We start from the raw sequence: 16,099 nt of genomic DNA, 5'->3' as shown, positions 1-16,099 counted from the left end.
CCACCTATAAGAAGGGCGGTGCGCCCGGTCGCGGGCCCGTCCAGGAGCCGTAATGACGCAATCTTATCCCCTTCTTCCGCTGCGTGACATAGTCGTTTTCCCGCACATGATCGTGCCGCTGTTCGTCGGCCGCGACCGCTCGGTCGCCGCGCTCGAAGCCGCGATGGAAAGCGACAAGGAAATCTTCCTCGTAGCGCAGCTCGACCCCGGTGAGGATGATCCGCAGCGCGACGACCTTTATGACGTGGGCGTGATCGCCACCGTGCTCCAGCTGTTGAAGCTGCCCGACGGGACGGTCCGCGTGCTCGTCGAAGGCAAGGAACGCGCGAAACTGCTTGGACTGACGAGCGAAGACAAGGCGGTCATGGCGAATGTGAAGCCGGTCGCCGATACCGTCGACGACAGCGTCGATACCGCGGCGCTGATGCGATCGGTCGTCGACCAGTTCGAAAATTACGCCAAGCTCAACAAGAAGATGCCCGCCGAAACCGCGGTGCAGCTGTCGCAGATCGAAGACGCCTCGCGCCTAGCCGATTCGGTGGCCGGCAATCTCAACATCAAGGTCTCGGACAAGCAGGCTTTGCTCGTTGAGGATGCGCCGTCGAAGCGGCTCGAAATGGTGTTCGCCTTCATGGAAGGCGAACTCGGCGTGCTGCAGGTCGAAAAGAAGATCCGCGGCCGCGTGAAGCGCCAGATGGAAAAGAGCCAGCGCGAATATTATCTGAACGAGCAGTTGAAGGCGATCCAGCGCGAGCTCGGCAACGATAATGGCGAGGGCGGCGACGACCTTGCCGAACTGCAGCTCAAGATCGACACCCTGAAAATGTCGAAAGAAGCCAAGGCGAAGGCAAACGCCGAATTGAAGAAGCTCCGCGCGATGGCGCCGATGTCGGCCGAGGCGACCGTCGTGCGCAACTATCTAGACACGCTGATCGGCCTGCCGTGGGGCAAGAAGTCGAAGCTCAAGAAGGACATCGCGAAGGCACAGGCGATCCTCGACGACGACCATTATGCGCTCGAAAAGGTCAAGGACCGGATCGTCGAATATCTGGCGGTGCAGGCGCGTACCAACAAGCTGAAGGGCCCGATCCTCTGTCTCGTCGGCCCTCCGGGCGTCGGCAAGACGTCGCTCGGCCGCAGCATAGCCAAGGCCACCGGCCGCGAATTCGTGCGCCAGTCGCTGGGCGGTGTGCGCGATGAGGCCGAAATTCGCGGCCACCGCCGCACCTATATCGGCTCGCTGCCGGGCAAGATCGTGACCAACCTGAAAAAGGCCGGCACGATGAACCCGCTTTTCCTGCTCGACGAGATCGACAAGCTCGGTCAGGATTTTCGCGGCGATCCGGCGTCGGCTTTGCTCGAGGTTCTCGACCCCGAACAGAATGGCAAGTTCCAGGACCATTATCTGGAGGTTGACGTCGACCTCAGCGACGTGATGTTCGTGACCACCGCCAACTCGCTGAACCTGCCGCAGCCCTTGCTCGATCGCATGGAGATCATCCGGCTCGAAGGCTATACAGAGGACGAAAAGGTCGAGATCGCCAAGCTCCACCTGATCGCCAAGCAGGTTGAGGCGCACGGCCTGAAAGCCGGCGAATTCGAGCTGACCGAAGAGGGGCTGCGCGACCTCATCCGTTACTACACCCGCGAGGCCGGTGTCCGCACGCTCGAACGCGAGATCGCGCGCCTCGCCCGCAAGGCGCTGCGCCGCATCCTCGAAGGCAAGGCGACGAGCGTCACCGTGACGCCCGAAAACCTCTCCGAATTTGCGGGTGTGCGCAAATATCGTCACGGCATGGGCGACCTCGAAGACCAGGTCGGCGCGGTCACCGGGCTGGCGTGGACCGAGGTGGGGGGCGAATTGCTGACGATCGAGGCGGTCACCGCATCGGGCAAGGGGCAGGTGCGCACCACCGGCAAGCTTGGCGAAGTGATGACTGAGTCGGTTCAGGCGGCGCTATCGTTCGTGAAGGCGCGCGCACCGGCTTATGGTATCAAGCCCAGCCTGTTCGCACGCAAGGATATCCACATCCACTTGCCCGAAGGCGCGGTGCCTAAGGACGGCCCGTCGGCGGGTGTCGGCATGGTCACCGCGATGATCTCGACGCTGACCGGCATCGCGGTGCGCCGCGATGTTGCGATGACGGGCGAAGTCACGCTGCGCGGGCGCGTGCTGGCTATCGGCGGCCTCAAGGAAAAGCTGCTTGCGGCGCTGCGCGGCGGCATCAAGACGGTGCTGATCCCGGAGGAAAATGAAAAGGACCTCGTTGAAATCCCGGCAAATATCACGAGCGGACTGAAGATCATCCCGGTCAGCCACGTCGACCAGGTGCTGGCCGAAGCGCTCGTGTCGCCGGTAGAGCCGATCGAATGGACCGAGGCCGACGAGCTTGCCGCGTCGCCGCCGATCGCGTCGGCCAGCGATTCCGAGACGGCGATTCGGCACTGAGTTGGGGCAGTTGGACGGTAATTCGCCCCAAATTCGTCGCAAAATCGACGTTTCGGGGCGTTTTGCGCCCTTTTTTGCTTTGACAAGCCGGGGTTAAACATCGTTAGTGGCGCGCCATGGCTTCGGGCCATGAGAATCATTTTAACCAACCATAATGCAGGGGTTCCTTAGGCATGAACAAACAAGACCTGATCGCCGCCGTCGCTGACTCGAGCGGCCTGACCAAGGGTGACGCGAGCAAGGCCGTCGAGGCCGTGTTCGACGCGATCACCGGTTCGCTGAAGAAGGGCGGCGAAGTCCGTCTCGTCGGCTTCGGGACGTTCGCGGTCAGCAAGCGCAAGGCGTCGACCGGTCGCAACCCGCGCACCGGCGAAACGATGACCATCGCGGCGTCGAACCAGCCGAAGTTCAAGGCCGGCAAGGCCCTCAAGGACGCCGTCAACTAAGTTGGCCCGCGCCTTTTGGTAAAAACATTTCGGGCCGTGGCGCAAGCTGCGGCCCGATTTGCGTTGGAGTCCGTCAAGCGGCCTCTGATAGGCGAATTTTCGGGCAAATGGGCGTTGCATTCGCCGCGCCAGCGGTTATGGACGTCCGGCTTCCGGACAACGGGCTTTCGCCCGCTGACCGGACGGGCGCGTAGCTCAGCGGTAGAGCACACCCTTCACACGGGTGGGGTCACAGGTTCAATCCCTGTCGCGCCCACCATGGCTTCCGGGCCATGTCCGCAACCAGTACCGGGGCTGACCCGGTCATTCATCGCCTATTCAATGCCTTCGCATTAAAGAAACGGCCATGATCCGAACGCTGACCCTTTCCCTCGTTTCCGCGCTGATGCTTTCCGCCGGCGCGCCTGCGGTCGCGCGCGGAGACCGCGACCAGAACCATCTGCGCGAAGCGGCGGCGCAGGGGCAGGTGATCCCGCTGAACAAGCTGATCGCCGACGTCAAATCGCGCGCACCCTATAGCGGCATGACCTATTTGGGCGGGCCGCAGTTCGACGCCGGCCGGATGATCTATGCGTTCAAATTCATGGATGGCAGCCAGGTCGTCGTCGTCTATGTCGATGCCCGCACCGGCCGGATTCTCGGACGTAAACCCTGACATATTGGTCGCCGGCGGTTCGTCGCAACGAGCTTTTGCGATGATCGTCCGGACTTGATACACAGTCTAAACATGCGGCCGGGCTGCCCGGCGCGCGACGGAAAGGCGCCTGAATGCGGATTTTGATTGTCGAAGACGAACCCACGCTGGGTCCGCAGCTCAAGGCCACGCTCGAAGGTGCCGGCTATGCCGTGGACCTTGCGACCGATGGCGAGGACGGCCATTTCCTGGGTTCGACCGAAAATTACGATGCCGCGATCCTCGACTTGGGGCTGCCCGAAATCGACGGGCTGACGGTGCTCGACCGCTGGCGCCGCGAAAAGCGCAATTTTCCGGTACTCGTCCTCACTGCGCGCGATAGCTGGTCGGACAAGGTGGCGGGGCTCGATGCCGGCGCCGACGACTATCTTGCCAAGCCGTTCCAGACCGAGGAACTGATCGCACGGCTTCGCGCGCTGATCCGTCGCGCCGCGGGCAATGCGTCGAGCGAGCTGGTCGCGGGCGATGTCCGGCTCGACACGCGTTCGGGCCGGGTGACGCTGGCCGGTTCGCCGGTCAAGCTGACTGCGCAAGAATATAAGCTGCTGTCCTATCTGCTCCATCACAAGGGCAAGGTCGTGTCGCGCACCGAATTGATCGAACATATCTACGATCAGGATTTCGATCGCGATTCGAACACGATCGAAGTGTTTGTGACGCGCATCCGCAAGAAGCTGGGCGCCGACATTATCACCACGATCCGCGGGCTCGGCTACCAGCTCGACGATCCGCAGGGATAAGATGGCCGAAGCCGACGTCGCCCCGGCGGTCGTTGCGGGCCCGGATGCGGCGGAAAAACCGGCGGCGCCGACCAGCCGCATCACCGGTTCGCTTGCGCGCCGCATGATCGCGATTGCGGCGCTGTGGATCTCTGTGCTGCTGATCGGCGGCGGCTTCGCGCTCGACCGGGTGCTGACGGGCGCGATCACGCGTAACTTCGATTCGAGCCTCGAATATGTGTTGATCGCCATGATCCGCTCGTCCGAAATTGGCCCCGACGGCGAGGTGCGGTTGATCGAACCGCTCGGCGACCAGCGTTTCCTCGAACCCTATAGCGGCCTCTATTGGCAAATCAGCGGCGGGAATCAGGAACCCTATCGCTCGCGTTCGCTGTGGGAACGCACGCTGAAGGCGCCGGCGCCGCATATCGACAATCAGATCCACACCTATGACAGCACCCAGTTTCCCGACGAGGAATTGCGCGTGCTCGAACGCAACGTCATCCTGCCCGGCAGCAAGACTAACTGGCGGTATCAGATCGCGCAGTCGCGTGAGGCGCTGGATATCCAGGTCGGGGCGGTCCGCTCGACGCTAGTCCCCAGCCTTGCCCTGCTTGGCCTCGGCCTTATCATCCTCGCCGCGCTCCAGACCTTTTACGGCCTTTGGCCGCTGCGCCATATCCGCCGCGCGATCGCGGCGATGCGCGGGGGACAGAACCGCCGCGTCGATGCGCCGCTGCCGCTCGAGGTGCAGCCGATGGTCGACGAACTCAACGCGCTGCTAGCGCATAACGAGAAACAGGCGGAAGAGGCGCGGCTCCATGCCGGCAATCTGGCGCATGCGCTGAAGACGCCGCTTACCGTGCTCGTCAACAGCGCGACGAGCTCCGACTCCGACCTCGCCGAAACCGTGCGGCGCGAGGCGGCGACGATGCAGCGGCAGGTCGACCACCATCTCGCCCGCGCGCGCGCCGTCGGGCGGCGCGGCGCGGCGCAGGCGCGCGCAGTCGTGTGGGACAGCGTCGGCAGCGTGTCGCGCGCGGTGGCCGCGCTCTATCCGAACGTCCGGCTCGACGCCGACGGCGACAAGACGCTCGTCGCGCGGGTCGAGCGGCAGGACCTTGACGAGTTGATCGGCAATTTGCTCGAAAATGCCGCCAAATATGGCGGCGGCAGCGTCTTCGTCACTGTTCAGGAGAGCGACGCAATGGCCGAGATCGTCGTCGAGGACGACGGCCCCGGCATCTTGCCCGCCGACCGCGGCCGCGTGATCGACCGCGGCGTCCGGCTCGACAGCGGCAAGCCGGGAACCGGCCTCGGCCTTGCGATCGTACGCGACGTGGCAGAGATTTACGGTGGCAGCGTCACGCTCGAAGAGAGCGAGGATCTGGGCGGGTTGCTGGTGCGGCTGAGGTTGCCGACGGGATAGCGCGCGGTCGGCTTTGGCGTGCAGAGCCGTCGCCGCCTGTGACATTGTCCAAAGGTCAGTAAAAGTCAGCCTTGTGCGCCGCCCGGTTTGACGCCGTAGGGATGCGGGACGCGCCCGGCCGCGATCCCCTGCGCAAACGAGCGAGAAACCGCTTTTATCTACCGTATGAAAGAACCGGGATGAAGGCTGGCATAGCCGGATATTGTAGGAAAGGGCATTTTGCAGGCGCCCGCATTGGGGTGGATTCCAGACATTCGTCATCCCGGACTTGATCCGGGATCCACTGCAGCGCTGGCGGTCATGGACCCCGGATCAAGTCCGGGGTGACGAGGAACGAACGTCCTCGCTGTCGCGAAGCGATGGGGAAGGGGGCGCCCGCCCGAAGGGCGGGGTGGAGGGGCCGTAACGTCGCCCCATGGCCCCTCCGTCAGCGCTTCGCGCGGCCACCTTCCGATGGCTTCGCTACAGGGAGGATTAAGGACTGCAATCGGTCGAAACCGGCTGCGCTCGGGATCACGCCGCAGTTACTTCCAACCCGCGCTGCACGCCGGGCCTCGCCAGCCCGCGCTCCAGCCAGGCCTGCACATGGCCGAACCGGTCGAAGCCGACAATTTCCGCCGCGTCGTAGAAGCCGATCAGATTGCGGACCCAGCCGAGCAGCGAAATGTCGGCGATGCTGTAGTCGGTACCCATCACCCATTCGCGGCTCTCCAGCCGCGCGTCGAGCACGCCGAGCAGCCGCGCGGACTCGGCCGCGTATCGGTCGCGCGGGCGCTTGTCCTCATAGTCGCGCCCGGAAAATTTGTGGAAGAAGCCGAGCTGGCCGAACATCGGGCCGACGCCGGCCATCTGCCACATTACCCACTGGATCGTCTCGTGCCGCAGGTTCGGATCGGTCGAAAGGAACCGCCCGCTCTTGTCGGCAAGATAGATCAGGATCGCGCCCGATTCGAAGAGCGCAAGCGGCGTTCCGTTCGGCCCTGCCGGGTCGTAGATCGCTGGAATCTTGCCATTGGGGTTGAGCGCGAGGAAGGCCGGGTCATGGCTTTCGTTTGCCATGATGTCGATCCGATGCGGTTCGTAGGCAAGCCCGGTTTCCTCGAGCATGATACCCGCTTTCACTCCATTCGGCGTCGGCGCCGAAAAAAGCTGGATGCGGTCGGGGTGCTGCGCCGGCCAGCGAGCGAAAATCGGATGGTCGGGGGTCATGCGTCCTGCTCCCGCTTGGCCTGCTGGTGATGGCGGATCACTTCCTCGATGATGAAGCGCAGGAATTTCTCGGTGAAATCGGGATCGAGATCGGCGTCGCGGGCCAGGCTGCGCAGCCGCTCGATCTGGCGCTCCTCGCGGCCGGGATCGGCGGGGGGCAGGCCCTCGCGCGCCTTGAGTTCGCCGACCGCCTTGGTCACCTTGAACCGTTCGGCGAGCATATAGACGAGCGCCGCGTCGATATTGTCGATGCTTTGGCGGTAACGGCTCAGCTGGTCGTCCATGGGTGCGCGGCTCCTCTTATGCCCGGCACGCTTGGCACCGCCGGGGGTCTGCTGGCAAGCCGAAAGTCGTTGCAAAATCGTGACCGCGGCGCCAAGGGTCGCCGCGTTATGACTGCGGAAATCCACCTGCTCCACGGCGATCGGCCGCCCTCGCTCGACCCGATGATGGCGCTCGTCGCCGCCGATATGAACGAGGTGAATTCGGTCATCCTCGACCGCATGCAATCCGAAGTGCCGCTGATCCCCGAACTTGCTGGGCATCTGATCGCGGGGGGCGGCAAGCGGATGCGACCGATGCTCACGCTCGCCTGTGGCAAGCTGCTCGATTATCCGGGCCGCCGCCATTGCAAGCTCGCCGCGGCGGTCGAGTTCATCCACACCGCGACGCTGCTTCATGACGATGTCGTCGACAAATCGGGCCTCCGCCGCGGCCGCAAGACCGCGAACGTCATCTGGGGCAACAGCGCCTCCGTACTGGTCGGCGATTTCCTGTTCAGCCGCGCGTTCGAGGTGATGGTCGAGGATGGTTCGCTGAAAGTGCTCAAGATCCTGTCGCGCGCATCGGCGGTGATTGCAGAGGGTGAGGTCAACCAGCTTTCTGCGCAGCGCCGTATCGAAACGAGCGAAGACCAGTATCTGACGATCATCAACGCCAAGACCGCCGAACTGTTCGCCGCGGCGTGCAAGATCGCGGCGGTCGTTGCCGAGCGCGACGACGCGACCGAAGCCGCGCTCGACGCCTATGGCCGCAATCTGGGCATCGCCTTCCAGCTCGTCGACGATGCGATCGATTATGTGTCCGACGCCGAAACCATGGGCAAGGGCGTCGGCGACGATTTTCGCGACGGCAAGGTCACGCTGCCGGTGATCCTTGCCTATGCGCGCGGCAACGCCGACGAGCGCGAGTTCTGGAAGCTGGCGATCACCGGGCACAAGACCTCCGACGAGGATCTGGTCTATGCGACATCGCTGCTTCGCAAGCATGACACGATCGACGACACGCTGGCGCGTGCGCGTCATTATGGGCAGCGCGCGGTCGATGCGATCGGCGGCTTTCCTGCAAGCCAGGCGAAATCGGCGCTGACCGAAGCAGTCGCCTTCGCCGTCGCGCGCGCCTATTGAGCGTCCCGGGGACAGAAGCGATCCGATGACCGTTTCGCTGCCTATCGATGCCACGCTGCCCGATATCATGGCGGCGCTGGTGCTCAAACCCAACGCCGTCGTCGTCGCGCCGCCGGGCGCCGGCAAGACGACGCGCGTCGCGCCCGCGCTGCTCGACCAGCCTTGGTGTACGGGCGCGGTCTGGCTGCTGTCGCCGCGCCGGCTTGCCGCCCGCGCAGCGGCGGAACGCATCGCAGAGGAAATGGGCGAAACGGTCGGCGGGCGCGTCGGCTATGCGACGCGGCTCGATAGCAAGCAGTCGGCGGCGACGCGGCTGCTGGTGATGACACCGGGCCTGTTTCGCAACCGCATCCTTGGCGATCCCGAACTTGCGGGCGTGTCGGCGGTGCTGTTCGACGAGGTCCATGAACGCAGCCTCGACGGCGATTTCGCGCTGGCGCTCGCGATCGATGCGCAGCAGGGACTGCGCGACGACATCCGCCTTGTCGCGATGTCGGCGACGCTCGACGGCGCGCGTTTCGGCGCGCTTCTCGGCAACGCCCCAGTGGTTCGGAGCGAGGGCAAGATCTGGCCACTCGAACTGCGCCATGTTGGCCGCCGCGCCGAGGACCGGCTCGAAGCGTCGGTGCTCGCGGCGGTTCGGCAGGCACTAGCCGACGAAGCGGAGGGAGACATGCTCGCTTTCCTGCCCGGCGCCGCCGACATCGAGCGGGCGGCGACGGCGGTCGAGGATGCGCGGCTCCCGCTCGCCGTCCACCGCTTGCACGGCCAGATCGACCCGGCGCTGCAGCGCAAGGCGCTCGTTCGCGACGCGGAGGGGCGGCGCAAGCTGATCCTCGCGACGAGCATCGCCGAAACCAGCCTGACGATCGACGGCGTCCGCATCGTGATCGACGCCGGCCTGTCGCGCCGCCCGCGTTTCGACCGAGCGGCGGGGATCGCGCGGCTCGTCACCGAACGCGCGAGCCAGGCCTCCGCGACGCAGCGCGCGGGCCGCGCGGCGCGGCAGGGGCCGGGTGTGGCTTACCGCTTGTGGGAAGCCGCCGCGACCGCGGGCATGCCGCCCTTCGACCCGCCCGAGATCCACGAAAACGACCTGATGCCCGTCGTGCTCGACTGCGCGAGCTGGGGTATTGTCGATCCGCGCCAGCTGGGCTGGCTCGACCCGCCATCGCCTGCCGCGATTTCGGAAGCCAAATCGCGCTTGCAGGCGATCGGCGCGCTGAATGACGATGGCCGCATCACGCCGCACGGCAAGGCGCTGGCGGCGATCCCGCTGCCGGTACCGCTCGCGCACATGCTGCTCGATGCCGCCCGCGCGGGCGAGGCCGAGATGGCGGGACGGCTCGCGGCGCTATTGACAGAACCGGGGCTCGGGGGGCGCGGGGTCGATGTCGAGGCGCGGCTGGCGCGTTGGCGCGGCCAGCGTAATGAACGCTCGGAGGGCGCCGGGAGGCTCGCGCAGCGGCTGGCGAAGGTCGGCGAGAAGCTGGCGGCGCAGACCGACGCCGTGCCGTCGCGGTCGATCGGCGGGTGGATCGCGACCGCCTGGCCCGATCGCGTCGCGCGCGCGCGCGCGGGACAGCGCGGCGAATATCTGAGCGTCGGCGGCCGCGCCTATCGCATCGACCCGGTCGATCCGCTCGCCGGGCACGAATGGCTCGCGATCGCCGACGCGCAGGGCCATGCCGCCGGAGTGCGCATTCTGGCCGCCGCTTCGATCGATCAGGCCGAGGTGGAGCTGCTGTTCGCCAATCGCATCGTCGCGCATTCCGCAAGCAGCTATGACAGCGCCAACGACCGCGTCGACCACCGCCGCGAACGGCGGCTCGGCGCGATTGCATTGGCGAGCGGACAGGGCGCGCGGCGCGAGAATGCCGAGGACGATGTCGCGGTGCGTATGGCTGCAGTGCGCGACAAGGGGCTGGGCCTCATCGGCTGGGGTCCGGTGTCGCAGGCGCTGCGCCAGCGCGCCTCCTTTGCCGGGCTCGATGCGCTGTCGACGAACGCGCTCGGCGACAGCCTCGAAATCTGGCTCGAACCCTTGCTTTCGGGCTGTCGCGGGCTGCGCGATATCGGCGATCGCAAGCTCGCCGACGCGCTGATGGCGATGCTCGACTGGCCGGCGCGGCAGTTGCTCGAAAAATATGCGCCTGCGGATTATCTTGCGCCCGTGGGCAGCCGCCATCCGATCGACTATGGCGCCGACGGCGGGCCGACGGTCAGCGTGCGGGTGCAGGAATTGTTCGGGCTCGCGCGGCATCCGGTGGTCGGCGATCCGCCGGTGCCGCTGATCCTCGCGCTGACGTCGCCCGCACACCGGCCGATCCAGACGACGCGCGATCTGGTCTCCTTCTGGAGCGGCAGCTGGCACGATGTCGCGCGCGAGATGCGCGGGCGCTATCCCAAGCATAGCTGGCCCGACGATCCGGCGAATGCGCGGCCGACCCTGATGACAAAAGCCGCGCAGGCGCGCCGGGATGCGCAATAGGCCTCTTTTCGTGGGGCTTGCTTGGCGCTAAGGCGGCGGCTCAGGCCCCGGTTGAACAGGACGACCCCGATGAAAGCGCGTATTTTCCAGAAGCCCAAGAATGCGATGCAGTCGGGGCGCGCCGGAACGCAGCGCTGGATGCTCGAATTCGCCCCCGCCGAAGCGCGCAAAGCCGATCCGCTGATGGGCTGGGCGGGCAGCGGCGACACGCAGCGCCAGCTGCGGCTGGGTTTTGCGAGCCGCGAAGAGGCGGTCGCCTATGCCGAACGCAACGGCATCGACGTCGAGATCATGCCGACCCCCGAACGCCGCCTGAAGATCCAGGCCTACGCCGACAATTTCAGGTAGTTTCCAAAGGTCGCCCCGCGAAGGGCTTCATCATTGCGCGTCGGGCTGCAGCAACTTGTGCAGGTGGACGACGACATATTTCATTTCAGCGTCGTCGACCGTGCGCTGCGCGGCGCTGCGCCAGGCCTTTTCGGCCGATTTATAGTCGGGATACAGGCCGACGACGTCGAGATTGGCGAGATCGACGAAGTCGAGACCCTGCGGGTCGGCGACGCGTCCACCGAACACGAGATGCAATTTGCTCATGGCTGCTTTCCTTGCGGCTTAGCACGGGAAGGGGAGGATGCGCGCCCCTAGCAGCGCTTCGCCGTTACGGCAAGTCAGCTCACTCCTCGGGTTTGCGGCCCTTCGGAATGAGCGAACCGAGCAGTGCGCCGATCGCGACGGCGCCCGCGACGAGCGCCAGCGGCTGCTTCTCGGCGGCGTCCTTCAGCTTGCTGTTTGCGCGCTTCGCCTGCGCCTTGCCCTTTTGATAGGCTTCGCCGGCCGCTTCGCGTGCGACGCCCGCTTGCTCGCTCGCCTTTGCGGCAAGGTCATTGGTCGCGGCGCGGGCGCGGCCATAGCCGTCCTGGATGCGTGCCTTGGCCGCTTCGGCGGTCAGTCGGGCATTTTCGGCGGTTTTCTCTGCAAGTTCACTCGCTTTCGCACGCGTTTCGCGGGCGGTTTCACCGAACGGCTTCATCATCTTCTTCCTCCAGAGGTTCGATTCCATCTTCGTCCGCCGCCGCGTTGGGGGCGCGAAAATGATCGGCGACATCGGCCGCCAAATCCTGAATCCTGCGCGCCAGCTTTGGCGCATGTTGCTTGATCGGTTCGCGCAGCAGCCATGCGATGCCCGCCGCCGCAGCGAGGGCGATCGGCAGCTTGTTGGTGCGGAACTGTTCCTGAACCGCATGTACGGCATCGTCGACCTTCTCGCCGACGCGATATTTGCCGCGATCGAGCAACGCCCCGGGTTTGAGCGCCGCGCGTGCGGTATGAAGCCGCCGGTGCAGTTCGGCGCGCTGGAGCATCGACCGGCGCGCGGCGGCGATCAGGCGATTACGCGTCCGCGGCATCGTCGATCCCTTCATCGGTCAGGTCGCGGCGAAGCGCGGTACGGATGTCGCCGTAGCTTTTCTGCGCGCGCCATCCGGCAAAGCCGGCGACGGCAAGCAATATTGCGACGACGATCAAGGTCGCGACCGACGGCCCCACATGCGGCGCGAGCGCGAGGATCGCGCCGAAGGCGAGCGCCAGCATCGCGATGCCCAAAGCCGAAGCGGCCACCGCACCCCAACCCGCCGTCCACGACGCGCCGTGCAGCGCCAACTCGGTGCGTGCTTCGAGTAACGCAATTTCCGCTTTCGCCGTTGCCGAGAGATTGTCGACGACGTCGCCGACAATCTTTTCGAGCGGAACGGGCGGCGGAGCCGTGGGGCGCCCGTCGGGCGCATAGCCGTGGCTTACGCGGTCGAAACCACGCTCGTCGGACGGCGGCAGGATGTTCGGATCGGGAGCAACCACGACCTTGTCAATCGTTGGAGCTGCCCTTGAGCATGCGGGCGAGCACGAAACCGATCACCGTCGCGGCGCCGACGGCGATCGCGGGGTTCTTTTTCACCATGTCGCGGGTCGAGGCGGCGAGTTCGTCGAGATCCTTCTTGTCGAGCGTCGTCGCGAGCCCGGCGACGGTCGATGCCGCGGAGCGGGCATAATCGCCATATTGCTTGCCGAACTTGCTGTCGACGGTGCCGGCGCTGTCCTCGAGCAGCTTGGCGAGGCTGCCCACGGCTTCGGCGGCCTTGCCCTTGCCCTTGGTCGCCGCGTCGCGCGCCTTGGTCGACGCCTGATTTTTCAGTGCGGTTGCTTCTTCCTTCAGCGATGCGGCCTTCTTCGATGCTTCGGACTTGATGGTGTCGCGCGTCGCGGCGATCTGATCGCGGATCGGATGGTCCTTGGCGGCCTTCACAGTGGCTGGCTTGCGGGCGGGCGCGGCCTTGGTGGCGGCGGCCTTCGCGGGAGCCTTGGGACGGGGAGCAGCGGCTTTTTTCGTCGCGGGAGTGGCGGCTTTGGCCATCGTTTAGTCCTCTTCTCTTGTGTCGGGCGCCGCGCGAGCGGGCATCCTTTTTTTGGTCCTGCAAGAATATATAGCAAGGCGGGCCGAATGGTTCCATCCCTCCGCAAAATTCCTATGCGTAGTTGCACTAGCGGCATGCCGCCGATAACAGGCGGGCGCTTTCCCAACCTGCTCCACTCGGGGCGCCCCAGCAGGACGACACCCATGACCGCCATCATCGACATCCACGGCCGCGAAATTCTGGACAGCCGCGGCAACCCGACCGTCGAAGTCGATGTGTTGCTGGAGGACGGCAGCTTTGGCCGCGCAGCGGTTCCCTCGGGCGCATCGACCGGCGCGCACGAGGCCGTCGAACTGCGCGACGGCGACAAGGCGCGTTATCTTGGCAAGGGCGTGACCAAGGCGGTCGCGGCGGTGAATGGCGAGATCGCCGACGCGCTGATCGGCCTCGATGCCGAGGACCAGCGCGAAATCGACATGGCGATGATCGACCTCGACGGCACCGCGAACAAGAGCCGCCTTGGCGCCAATGCGATCCTCGGCGTCAGTCTCGCCGCCGCGAAGGCCGCCGCCGACGCGCGCGGCCTGCCGCTCTATCGCTACGTCGGTGGCGTCTCGGCGCGCACTTTGCCAGTGCCGATGATGAATATCATCAACGGCGGCGAACATGCCGACAATCCGATCGACGTGCAGGAATTCATGATCATGCCGGTCGGCGCAGACAGCATCGCCGAGGCTGTCCGCTGGGGCAGCGAGATTTTCCACACGCTCAAGAAGGGTCTGTCGGCGAAGGGGCTCGCGACCGCGGTCGGCGACGAGGGCGGCTTCGCGCCGAACCTTGCCTCGACGCGCGCCGCATTGGACTTCATCGCCGCCTCGGTCGACCAGGCGGGCTTCAAGCTGGGCACCGACGTCGTGCTTGCGCTCGATTGCGCCGCGACCGAATTTTTCAAGAATGGCAAATATGAGATCAGCGGCGAGGGGCTTTCGCTCAGTCCCGAACAGATGGCCGAATATCTCGCCGCGCTCGTCGCCGACTATCCGATCAAGTCTATCGAAGACGGGATGAGCGAAGACGATTTTACGGGTTGGAAGGCGCTCACCGATCTCGTTGGCGACAAATGCCAGCTCGTCGGCGACGACCTGTTCGTCACCAACCCCGCGCGCCTGTCGCAGGGGATCGAGGACGGCCTCGCCAACTCGCTGCTCGTCAAGGTCAACCAGATCGGCACGCTGTCGGAAACGCTCGACGCGGTCGATATGGCGCACCGCGCGCGCTACACTGCGGTGATGTCGCACCGCTCGGGCGAGACCGAGGATTCGACGATCGCCGACCTTGCGGTCGCGACCAATTGCGGCCAGATCAAGACGGGCAGCCTCGCGCGCTCCGACCGGCTCGCCAAATATAACCAGTTGATCCGCATCGAAGAAGAATTGGGAGACATGGCGCGCTATCCGGGAATGGCGATTTTCTCATAACATAGGTTAGGTGATAGCCGATTTGCTTAGGTGAGCACACCGAGGTCTGCTAAGCCGTCTGCGACGACTACGGTTTCACCATCTGATCGGCCTTTATGATACGGCTCCTTCCCGTAGTCCCCGTCGTTGCATGGCGGCCGATTCGAACCTTTGCCGTGAGTCGGGATCGCACCGACTCGCGCCGAGGATGGAGCCCCCCATGCGTGCCTTTCACATATTGCTCAGGGAAGAGAGCGAGGGTGAACCGATCCGCATCGATTTTCGGGCGGAAACGCCCGATTATGCGCTCGTCATCGCCCAGGGCCATGCCGGTGATTGCGACATGGAATTGTGGGAAGGGCCAACCATGGTCGGCTCGCTCAGCAAATCCGCGCCGCAGTTGTGGAAGCTGAGCTGACTCCTTTCTTGCGGGTTGGTCAGGCAGGGAATTTGGCGAGACACTCCGCTATTTTGACCTGATAGTCGGCCAGTGCGTCGACGATCGCCTTGTCCGCGGCATTGGTGATCGCCTTGGCCGCCGAAGCCTCCTTTTTCGCTGCGGCTAGCGCCTGCTTGTCCTGCAAGTCCTTCAGGATCGCGGCATAGTCGGGCGCGGTGCCAACGCTGGCGAGCTTGATCTTCAGCCTCGATATCACTTCATCAGCTGCGGCGATCGCCATCGCGCCTGCCGAAGCTACGTCGCCGGAGACCGCGCTTGCCTCCGCGGGCATCGCAGCCAACAGTTCAAGGGTGGAGTTCTGGGACATCGCCTGTTTGGCCTCAGCGTCGATCATTGTCTGCGCCAGGTTCGCCGTCGCGGTCCGCGATCGCAGGGTCGAATAGGCGAGGTTGCGGACGCGCGCGAACTGATCGACATATTGTTGGTTGACGCAGGTTATCGCGCCGCGCGCCTGAGCCACTTGGGCCTGACGTGTCCGCACGCCGAAATAGCTGGAAAGCGCACCGCCCGCAGCGCCCACGCCCGCCGCGTAGATGGCGTGATCGGGGTTGTCGCCCAGCGCCAGCGCCGTCGGAGCGAAAATCCCTGCCGCGATGATCGGCAACTCGGTCGCATATTTCAGCTTCTCCGCATTTTCGAGCATCGTGTCGAACGTGTCGGTCACGCCGCGCAAATAGCTCAGCACATGCACCGAATTCGTCGAATCGAGCGCTACTGCAGCTGTGTTGGGTGCGCTGTAGGAATAGGGAGGCGGTTTGAAAGCGATCGTGGCGCAGCCGCTAACAGCAAGAGCCATGAAGCAGATAAGTGCCAATTTTGGCTGTGGCATATGTCAATCCCCCCGAATCGAACCTTCAATTAGCCAGCCTGAAGGTGAAAAGGGCAAATATCAAATGGAAGTTGGACCCCAATTCGACAAAGATATTGTCGT

Annotated in this window: 18 protein-coding genes and 1 tRNA gene; 11 read left to right on the top strand and 8 right to left on the bottom strand. The window is 64.8% G+C overall.

The genetic code is table 11. The features are described from left to right. The first annotated feature begins 52 nt into the window (after window positions 1–52). The 6 genes from lon to HDC35_RS02860 all read left to right on the top strand — a co-directional run bounded on the left by lon (window position 53) and on the right by HDC35_RS02860 (window position 5,737). Complete coding sequence (gene lon, locus HDC35_RS02885; RefSeq protein WP_184643440.1) at window positions 53–2,449, top strand: endopeptidase La; 2,397 nt, start codon at window positions 53–55, stop codon at window positions 2,447–2,449. 173 nt (window positions 2,450–2,622) lie between these two features. Further along, window positions 2,623–2,895, top strand: a complete 273-nt coding sequence (locus HDC35_RS02880; RefSeq protein ID WP_037510426.1) for an HU family DNA-binding protein — start codon at window positions 2,623–2,625, stop codon at window positions 2,893–2,895. A 184-nt stretch (window positions 2,896–3,079) separates the two neighbouring features. Next, window positions 3,080–3,154: transfer RNA gene (locus HDC35_RS02875), tRNA-Val, on the top strand. 87 nt (window positions 3,155–3,241) lie between these two features. After that, entirely contained in the window at window positions 3,242–3,550 is a 309-nt protein-coding gene (locus HDC35_RS02870; RefSeq protein ID WP_184643438.1) for a PepSY domain-containing protein, read from the top strand. Between the two features lie 113 nt (window positions 3,551–3,663). Then, entirely contained in the window at window positions 3,664–4,329 is a 666-nt protein-coding gene (locus tag HDC35_RS02865; protein ID WP_184643436.1) for a response regulator transcription factor, read from the top strand. Between the two features lie 103 nt (window positions 4,330–4,432). Next, complete coding sequence (locus tag HDC35_RS02860) at window positions 4,433–5,737, top strand: sensor histidine kinase (RefSeq protein ID WP_184643980.1); 1,305 nt, start codon at window positions 4,433–4,435, stop codon at window positions 5,735–5,737. Between the two features lie 513 nt (window positions 5,738–6,250). On the opposite strand, the gene HDC35_RS02855 is transcribed toward HDC35_RS02860, so the two are convergent. Together HDC35_RS02855 and HDC35_RS02850 are read right to left on the bottom strand one after the other, a co-directional pair. After that, window positions 6,251–6,946 carry a glutathione S-transferase N-terminal domain-containing protein gene (locus HDC35_RS02855; protein WP_184643434.1) on the bottom strand — a complete coding sequence of 232 codons (696 nt, stop codon included), beginning with the start codon at window positions 6,944–6,946 and terminating at the stop codon, window positions 6,251–6,253. After that, a complete protein-coding gene (locus HDC35_RS02850; protein WP_184643432.1) occupies window positions 6,943–7,230 on the bottom strand; it encodes a chorismate mutase in 288 nt (95 codons plus the stop codon). Before HDC35_RS02850 ends, HDC35_RS02855 begins: the two co-directional genes overlap by 4 nt. Window positions 7,231–7,338: 108 nt before the next feature. Between HDC35_RS02850 and HDC35_RS02845 the strand changes: the two genes are divergently transcribed. From HDC35_RS02845 to HDC35_RS02835, 3 genes are all read left to right on the top strand, one after another. Continuing rightward, a complete protein-coding gene (locus HDC35_RS02845; RefSeq protein ID WP_184643430.1) occupies window positions 7,339–8,352 on the top strand; it encodes a polyprenyl synthetase family protein in 1,014 nt (337 codons plus the stop codon). A 25-nt stretch (window positions 8,353–8,377) separates the two neighbouring features. Then, entirely contained in the window at window positions 8,378–10,843 is a 2,466-nt protein-coding gene (gene hrpB / locus HDC35_RS02840) for an ATP-dependent helicase HrpB (protein ID WP_184643428.1), read from the top strand. Window positions 10,844–10,912: 69 nt separating this feature from the next. Continuing rightward, window positions 10,913–11,191 carry an ETC complex I subunit gene (locus HDC35_RS02835; protein ID WP_184643426.1) on the top strand — a complete coding sequence of 93 codons (279 nt, stop codon included), beginning with the start codon at window positions 10,913–10,915 and terminating at the stop codon, window positions 11,189–11,191. A 30-nt stretch (window positions 11,192–11,221) separates the two neighbouring features. Here the strand turns inward: HDC35_RS02835 and HDC35_RS02830 are convergent, their stop codons facing one another. The 5 genes from HDC35_RS02830 to HDC35_RS02810 all read right to left on the bottom strand — a co-directional run bounded on the left by HDC35_RS02830 (window position 11,222) and on the right by HDC35_RS02810 (window position 13,250). Next, window positions 11,222–11,437: a DUF4170 domain-containing protein gene (locus HDC35_RS02830; protein WP_184643424.1), complete on the bottom strand. Its 216-nt coding sequence runs from the start codon at window positions 11,435–11,437 to the stop codon at window positions 11,222–11,224. Window positions 11,438–11,516: 79 nt separating this feature from the next. Further along, complete coding sequence (locus tag HDC35_RS02825) at window positions 11,517–11,876, bottom strand: hypothetical protein (RefSeq protein WP_260397465.1); 360 nt, start codon at window positions 11,874–11,876, stop codon at window positions 11,517–11,519. Further along, window positions 11,857–12,249 (bottom strand): hypothetical protein, encoded by a 393-nt coding sequence (locus HDC35_RS02820; RefSeq protein WP_184643422.1) that lies wholly within the window; start codon window positions 12,247–12,249, stop codon window positions 11,857–11,859. Before HDC35_RS02820 ends, HDC35_RS02825 begins: the two co-directional genes overlap by 20 nt. Beyond that, entirely contained in the window at window positions 12,233–12,697 is a 465-nt protein-coding gene (locus HDC35_RS02815; protein WP_311770704.1) for a phage holin family protein, read from the bottom strand. Before HDC35_RS02815 ends, HDC35_RS02820 begins: the two co-directional genes overlap by 17 nt. A gap of 7 nt (window positions 12,698–12,704) precedes the next feature. Further along, window positions 12,705–13,250 (bottom strand): hypothetical protein, encoded by a 546-nt coding sequence (locus tag HDC35_RS02810; RefSeq protein WP_184643420.1) that lies wholly within the window; start codon window positions 13,248–13,250, stop codon window positions 12,705–12,707. Between the two features lie 204 nt (window positions 13,251–13,454). On the opposite strand from HDC35_RS02810, the gene eno reads away from it, so the two are divergent. Together eno and HDC35_RS02800 are read left to right on the top strand one after the other, a co-directional pair. Further along, window positions 13,455–14,729 (top strand): phosphopyruvate hydratase, encoded by a 1,275-nt coding sequence (eno, locus tag HDC35_RS02805; protein ID WP_184643418.1) that lies wholly within the window; start codon window positions 13,455–13,457, stop codon window positions 14,727–14,729. A gap of 199 nt (window positions 14,730–14,928) precedes the next feature. Further along, window positions 14,929–15,126: a hypothetical protein gene (locus HDC35_RS02800; protein WP_184643416.1), complete on the top strand. Its 198-nt coding sequence runs from the start codon at window positions 14,929–14,931 to the stop codon at window positions 15,124–15,126. A 19-nt stretch (window positions 15,127–15,145) separates the two neighbouring features. Here HDC35_RS02800 and HDC35_RS02795 read toward each other — a convergent pair whose 3' ends face one another. Next, on the bottom strand, window positions 15,146–15,964 hold the full coding sequence (locus HDC35_RS02795; protein ID WP_184643414.1) for a hypothetical protein: 819 nt from the start codon (window positions 15,962–15,964) through the stop codon (window positions 15,146–15,148). Window positions 15,965–16,099 lie beyond the last annotated feature (135 nt).

It is taken from the genome of Sphingopyxis sp. JAI128 (genome assembly GCF_014207235.1).
GTDB lineage: Bacteria > Pseudomonadota > Alphaproteobacteria > Sphingomonadales > Sphingomonadaceae > Sphingopyxis.
Note: the sequence above shows the minus strand (reverse complement) of the source record. Positions and strands in the feature narration are given on the sequence as shown.

Bases quoted from the DNA above. Each gene is read 5' to 3' on its own strand.
- HDC35_RS02795 (WP_184643414.1), bottom strand. From the start codon at position 15,964: ATGGCTCTTGCTGTTAGCGGCTGCGCCACGATCGCTTTCAAACCGCCT.
- HDC35_RS02835 (WP_184643426.1), top strand. From the start codon at position 10,913: ATGAAAGCGCGTATTTTCCAGAAGCCCAAGAATGCGATGCAGTCGGGG.
- HDC35_RS02850 (WP_184643432.1), bottom strand. From the start codon at position 7,230: ATGGACGACCAGCTGAGCCGTTACCGCCAAAGCATCGACAATATCGAC.
- HDC35_RS02810 (WP_184643420.1), bottom strand. From the start codon at position 13,250: ATGGCCAAAGCCGCCACTCCCGCGACGAAAAAAGCCGCTGCTCCCCGT.
- HDC35_RS02820 (WP_184643422.1), bottom strand. From the start codon at position 12,249: ATGCCGCGGACGCGTAATCGCCTGATCGCCGCCGCGCGCCGGTCGATG.
- HDC35_RS02800 (WP_184643416.1), top strand. From the start codon at position 14,929: ATGCGTGCCTTTCACATATTGCTCAGGGAAGAGAGCGAGGGTGAACCG.
- hrpB (WP_184643428.1), top strand. From the start codon at position 8,378: ATGACCGTTTCGCTGCCTATCGATGCCACGCTGCCCGATATCATGGCG.
- HDC35_RS02855 (WP_184643434.1), bottom strand. From the start codon at position 6,946: ATGACCCCCGACCATCCGATTTTCGCTCGCTGGCCGGCGCAGCACCCC.
- HDC35_RS02860 (WP_184643980.1), top strand. From the start codon at position 4,433: ATGATCGCGATTGCGGCGCTGTGGATCTCTGTGCTGCTGATCGGCGGC.
- HDC35_RS02845 (WP_184643430.1), top strand. From the start codon at position 7,339: ATGACTGCGGAAATCCACCTGCTCCACGGCGATCGGCCGCCCTCGCTC.
- lon (WP_184643440.1), top strand. From the start codon at position 53: ATGACGCAATCTTATCCCCTTCTTCCGCTGCGTGACATAGTCGTTTTC.
- HDC35_RS02870 (WP_184643438.1), top strand. From the start codon at position 3,242: ATGATCCGAACGCTGACCCTTTCCCTCGTTTCCGCGCTGATGCTTTCC.
- HDC35_RS02865 (WP_184643436.1), top strand. From the start codon at position 3,664: ATGCGGATTTTGATTGTCGAAGACGAACCCACGCTGGGTCCGCAGCTC.
- HDC35_RS02880 (WP_037510426.1), top strand. From the start codon at position 2,623: ATGAACAAACAAGACCTGATCGCCGCCGTCGCTGACTCGAGCGGCCTG.
- eno (WP_184643418.1), top strand. From the start codon at position 13,455: ATGACCGCCATCATCGACATCCACGGCCGCGAAATTCTGGACAGCCGC.
- HDC35_RS02825 (WP_260397465.1), bottom strand. From the start codon at position 11,876: ATGATGAAGCCGTTCGGTGAAACCGCCCGCGAAACGCGTGCGAAAGCG.
- HDC35_RS02830 (WP_184643424.1), bottom strand. From the start codon at position 11,437: ATGAGCAAATTGCATCTCGTGTTCGGTGGACGCGTCGCCGACCCGCAG.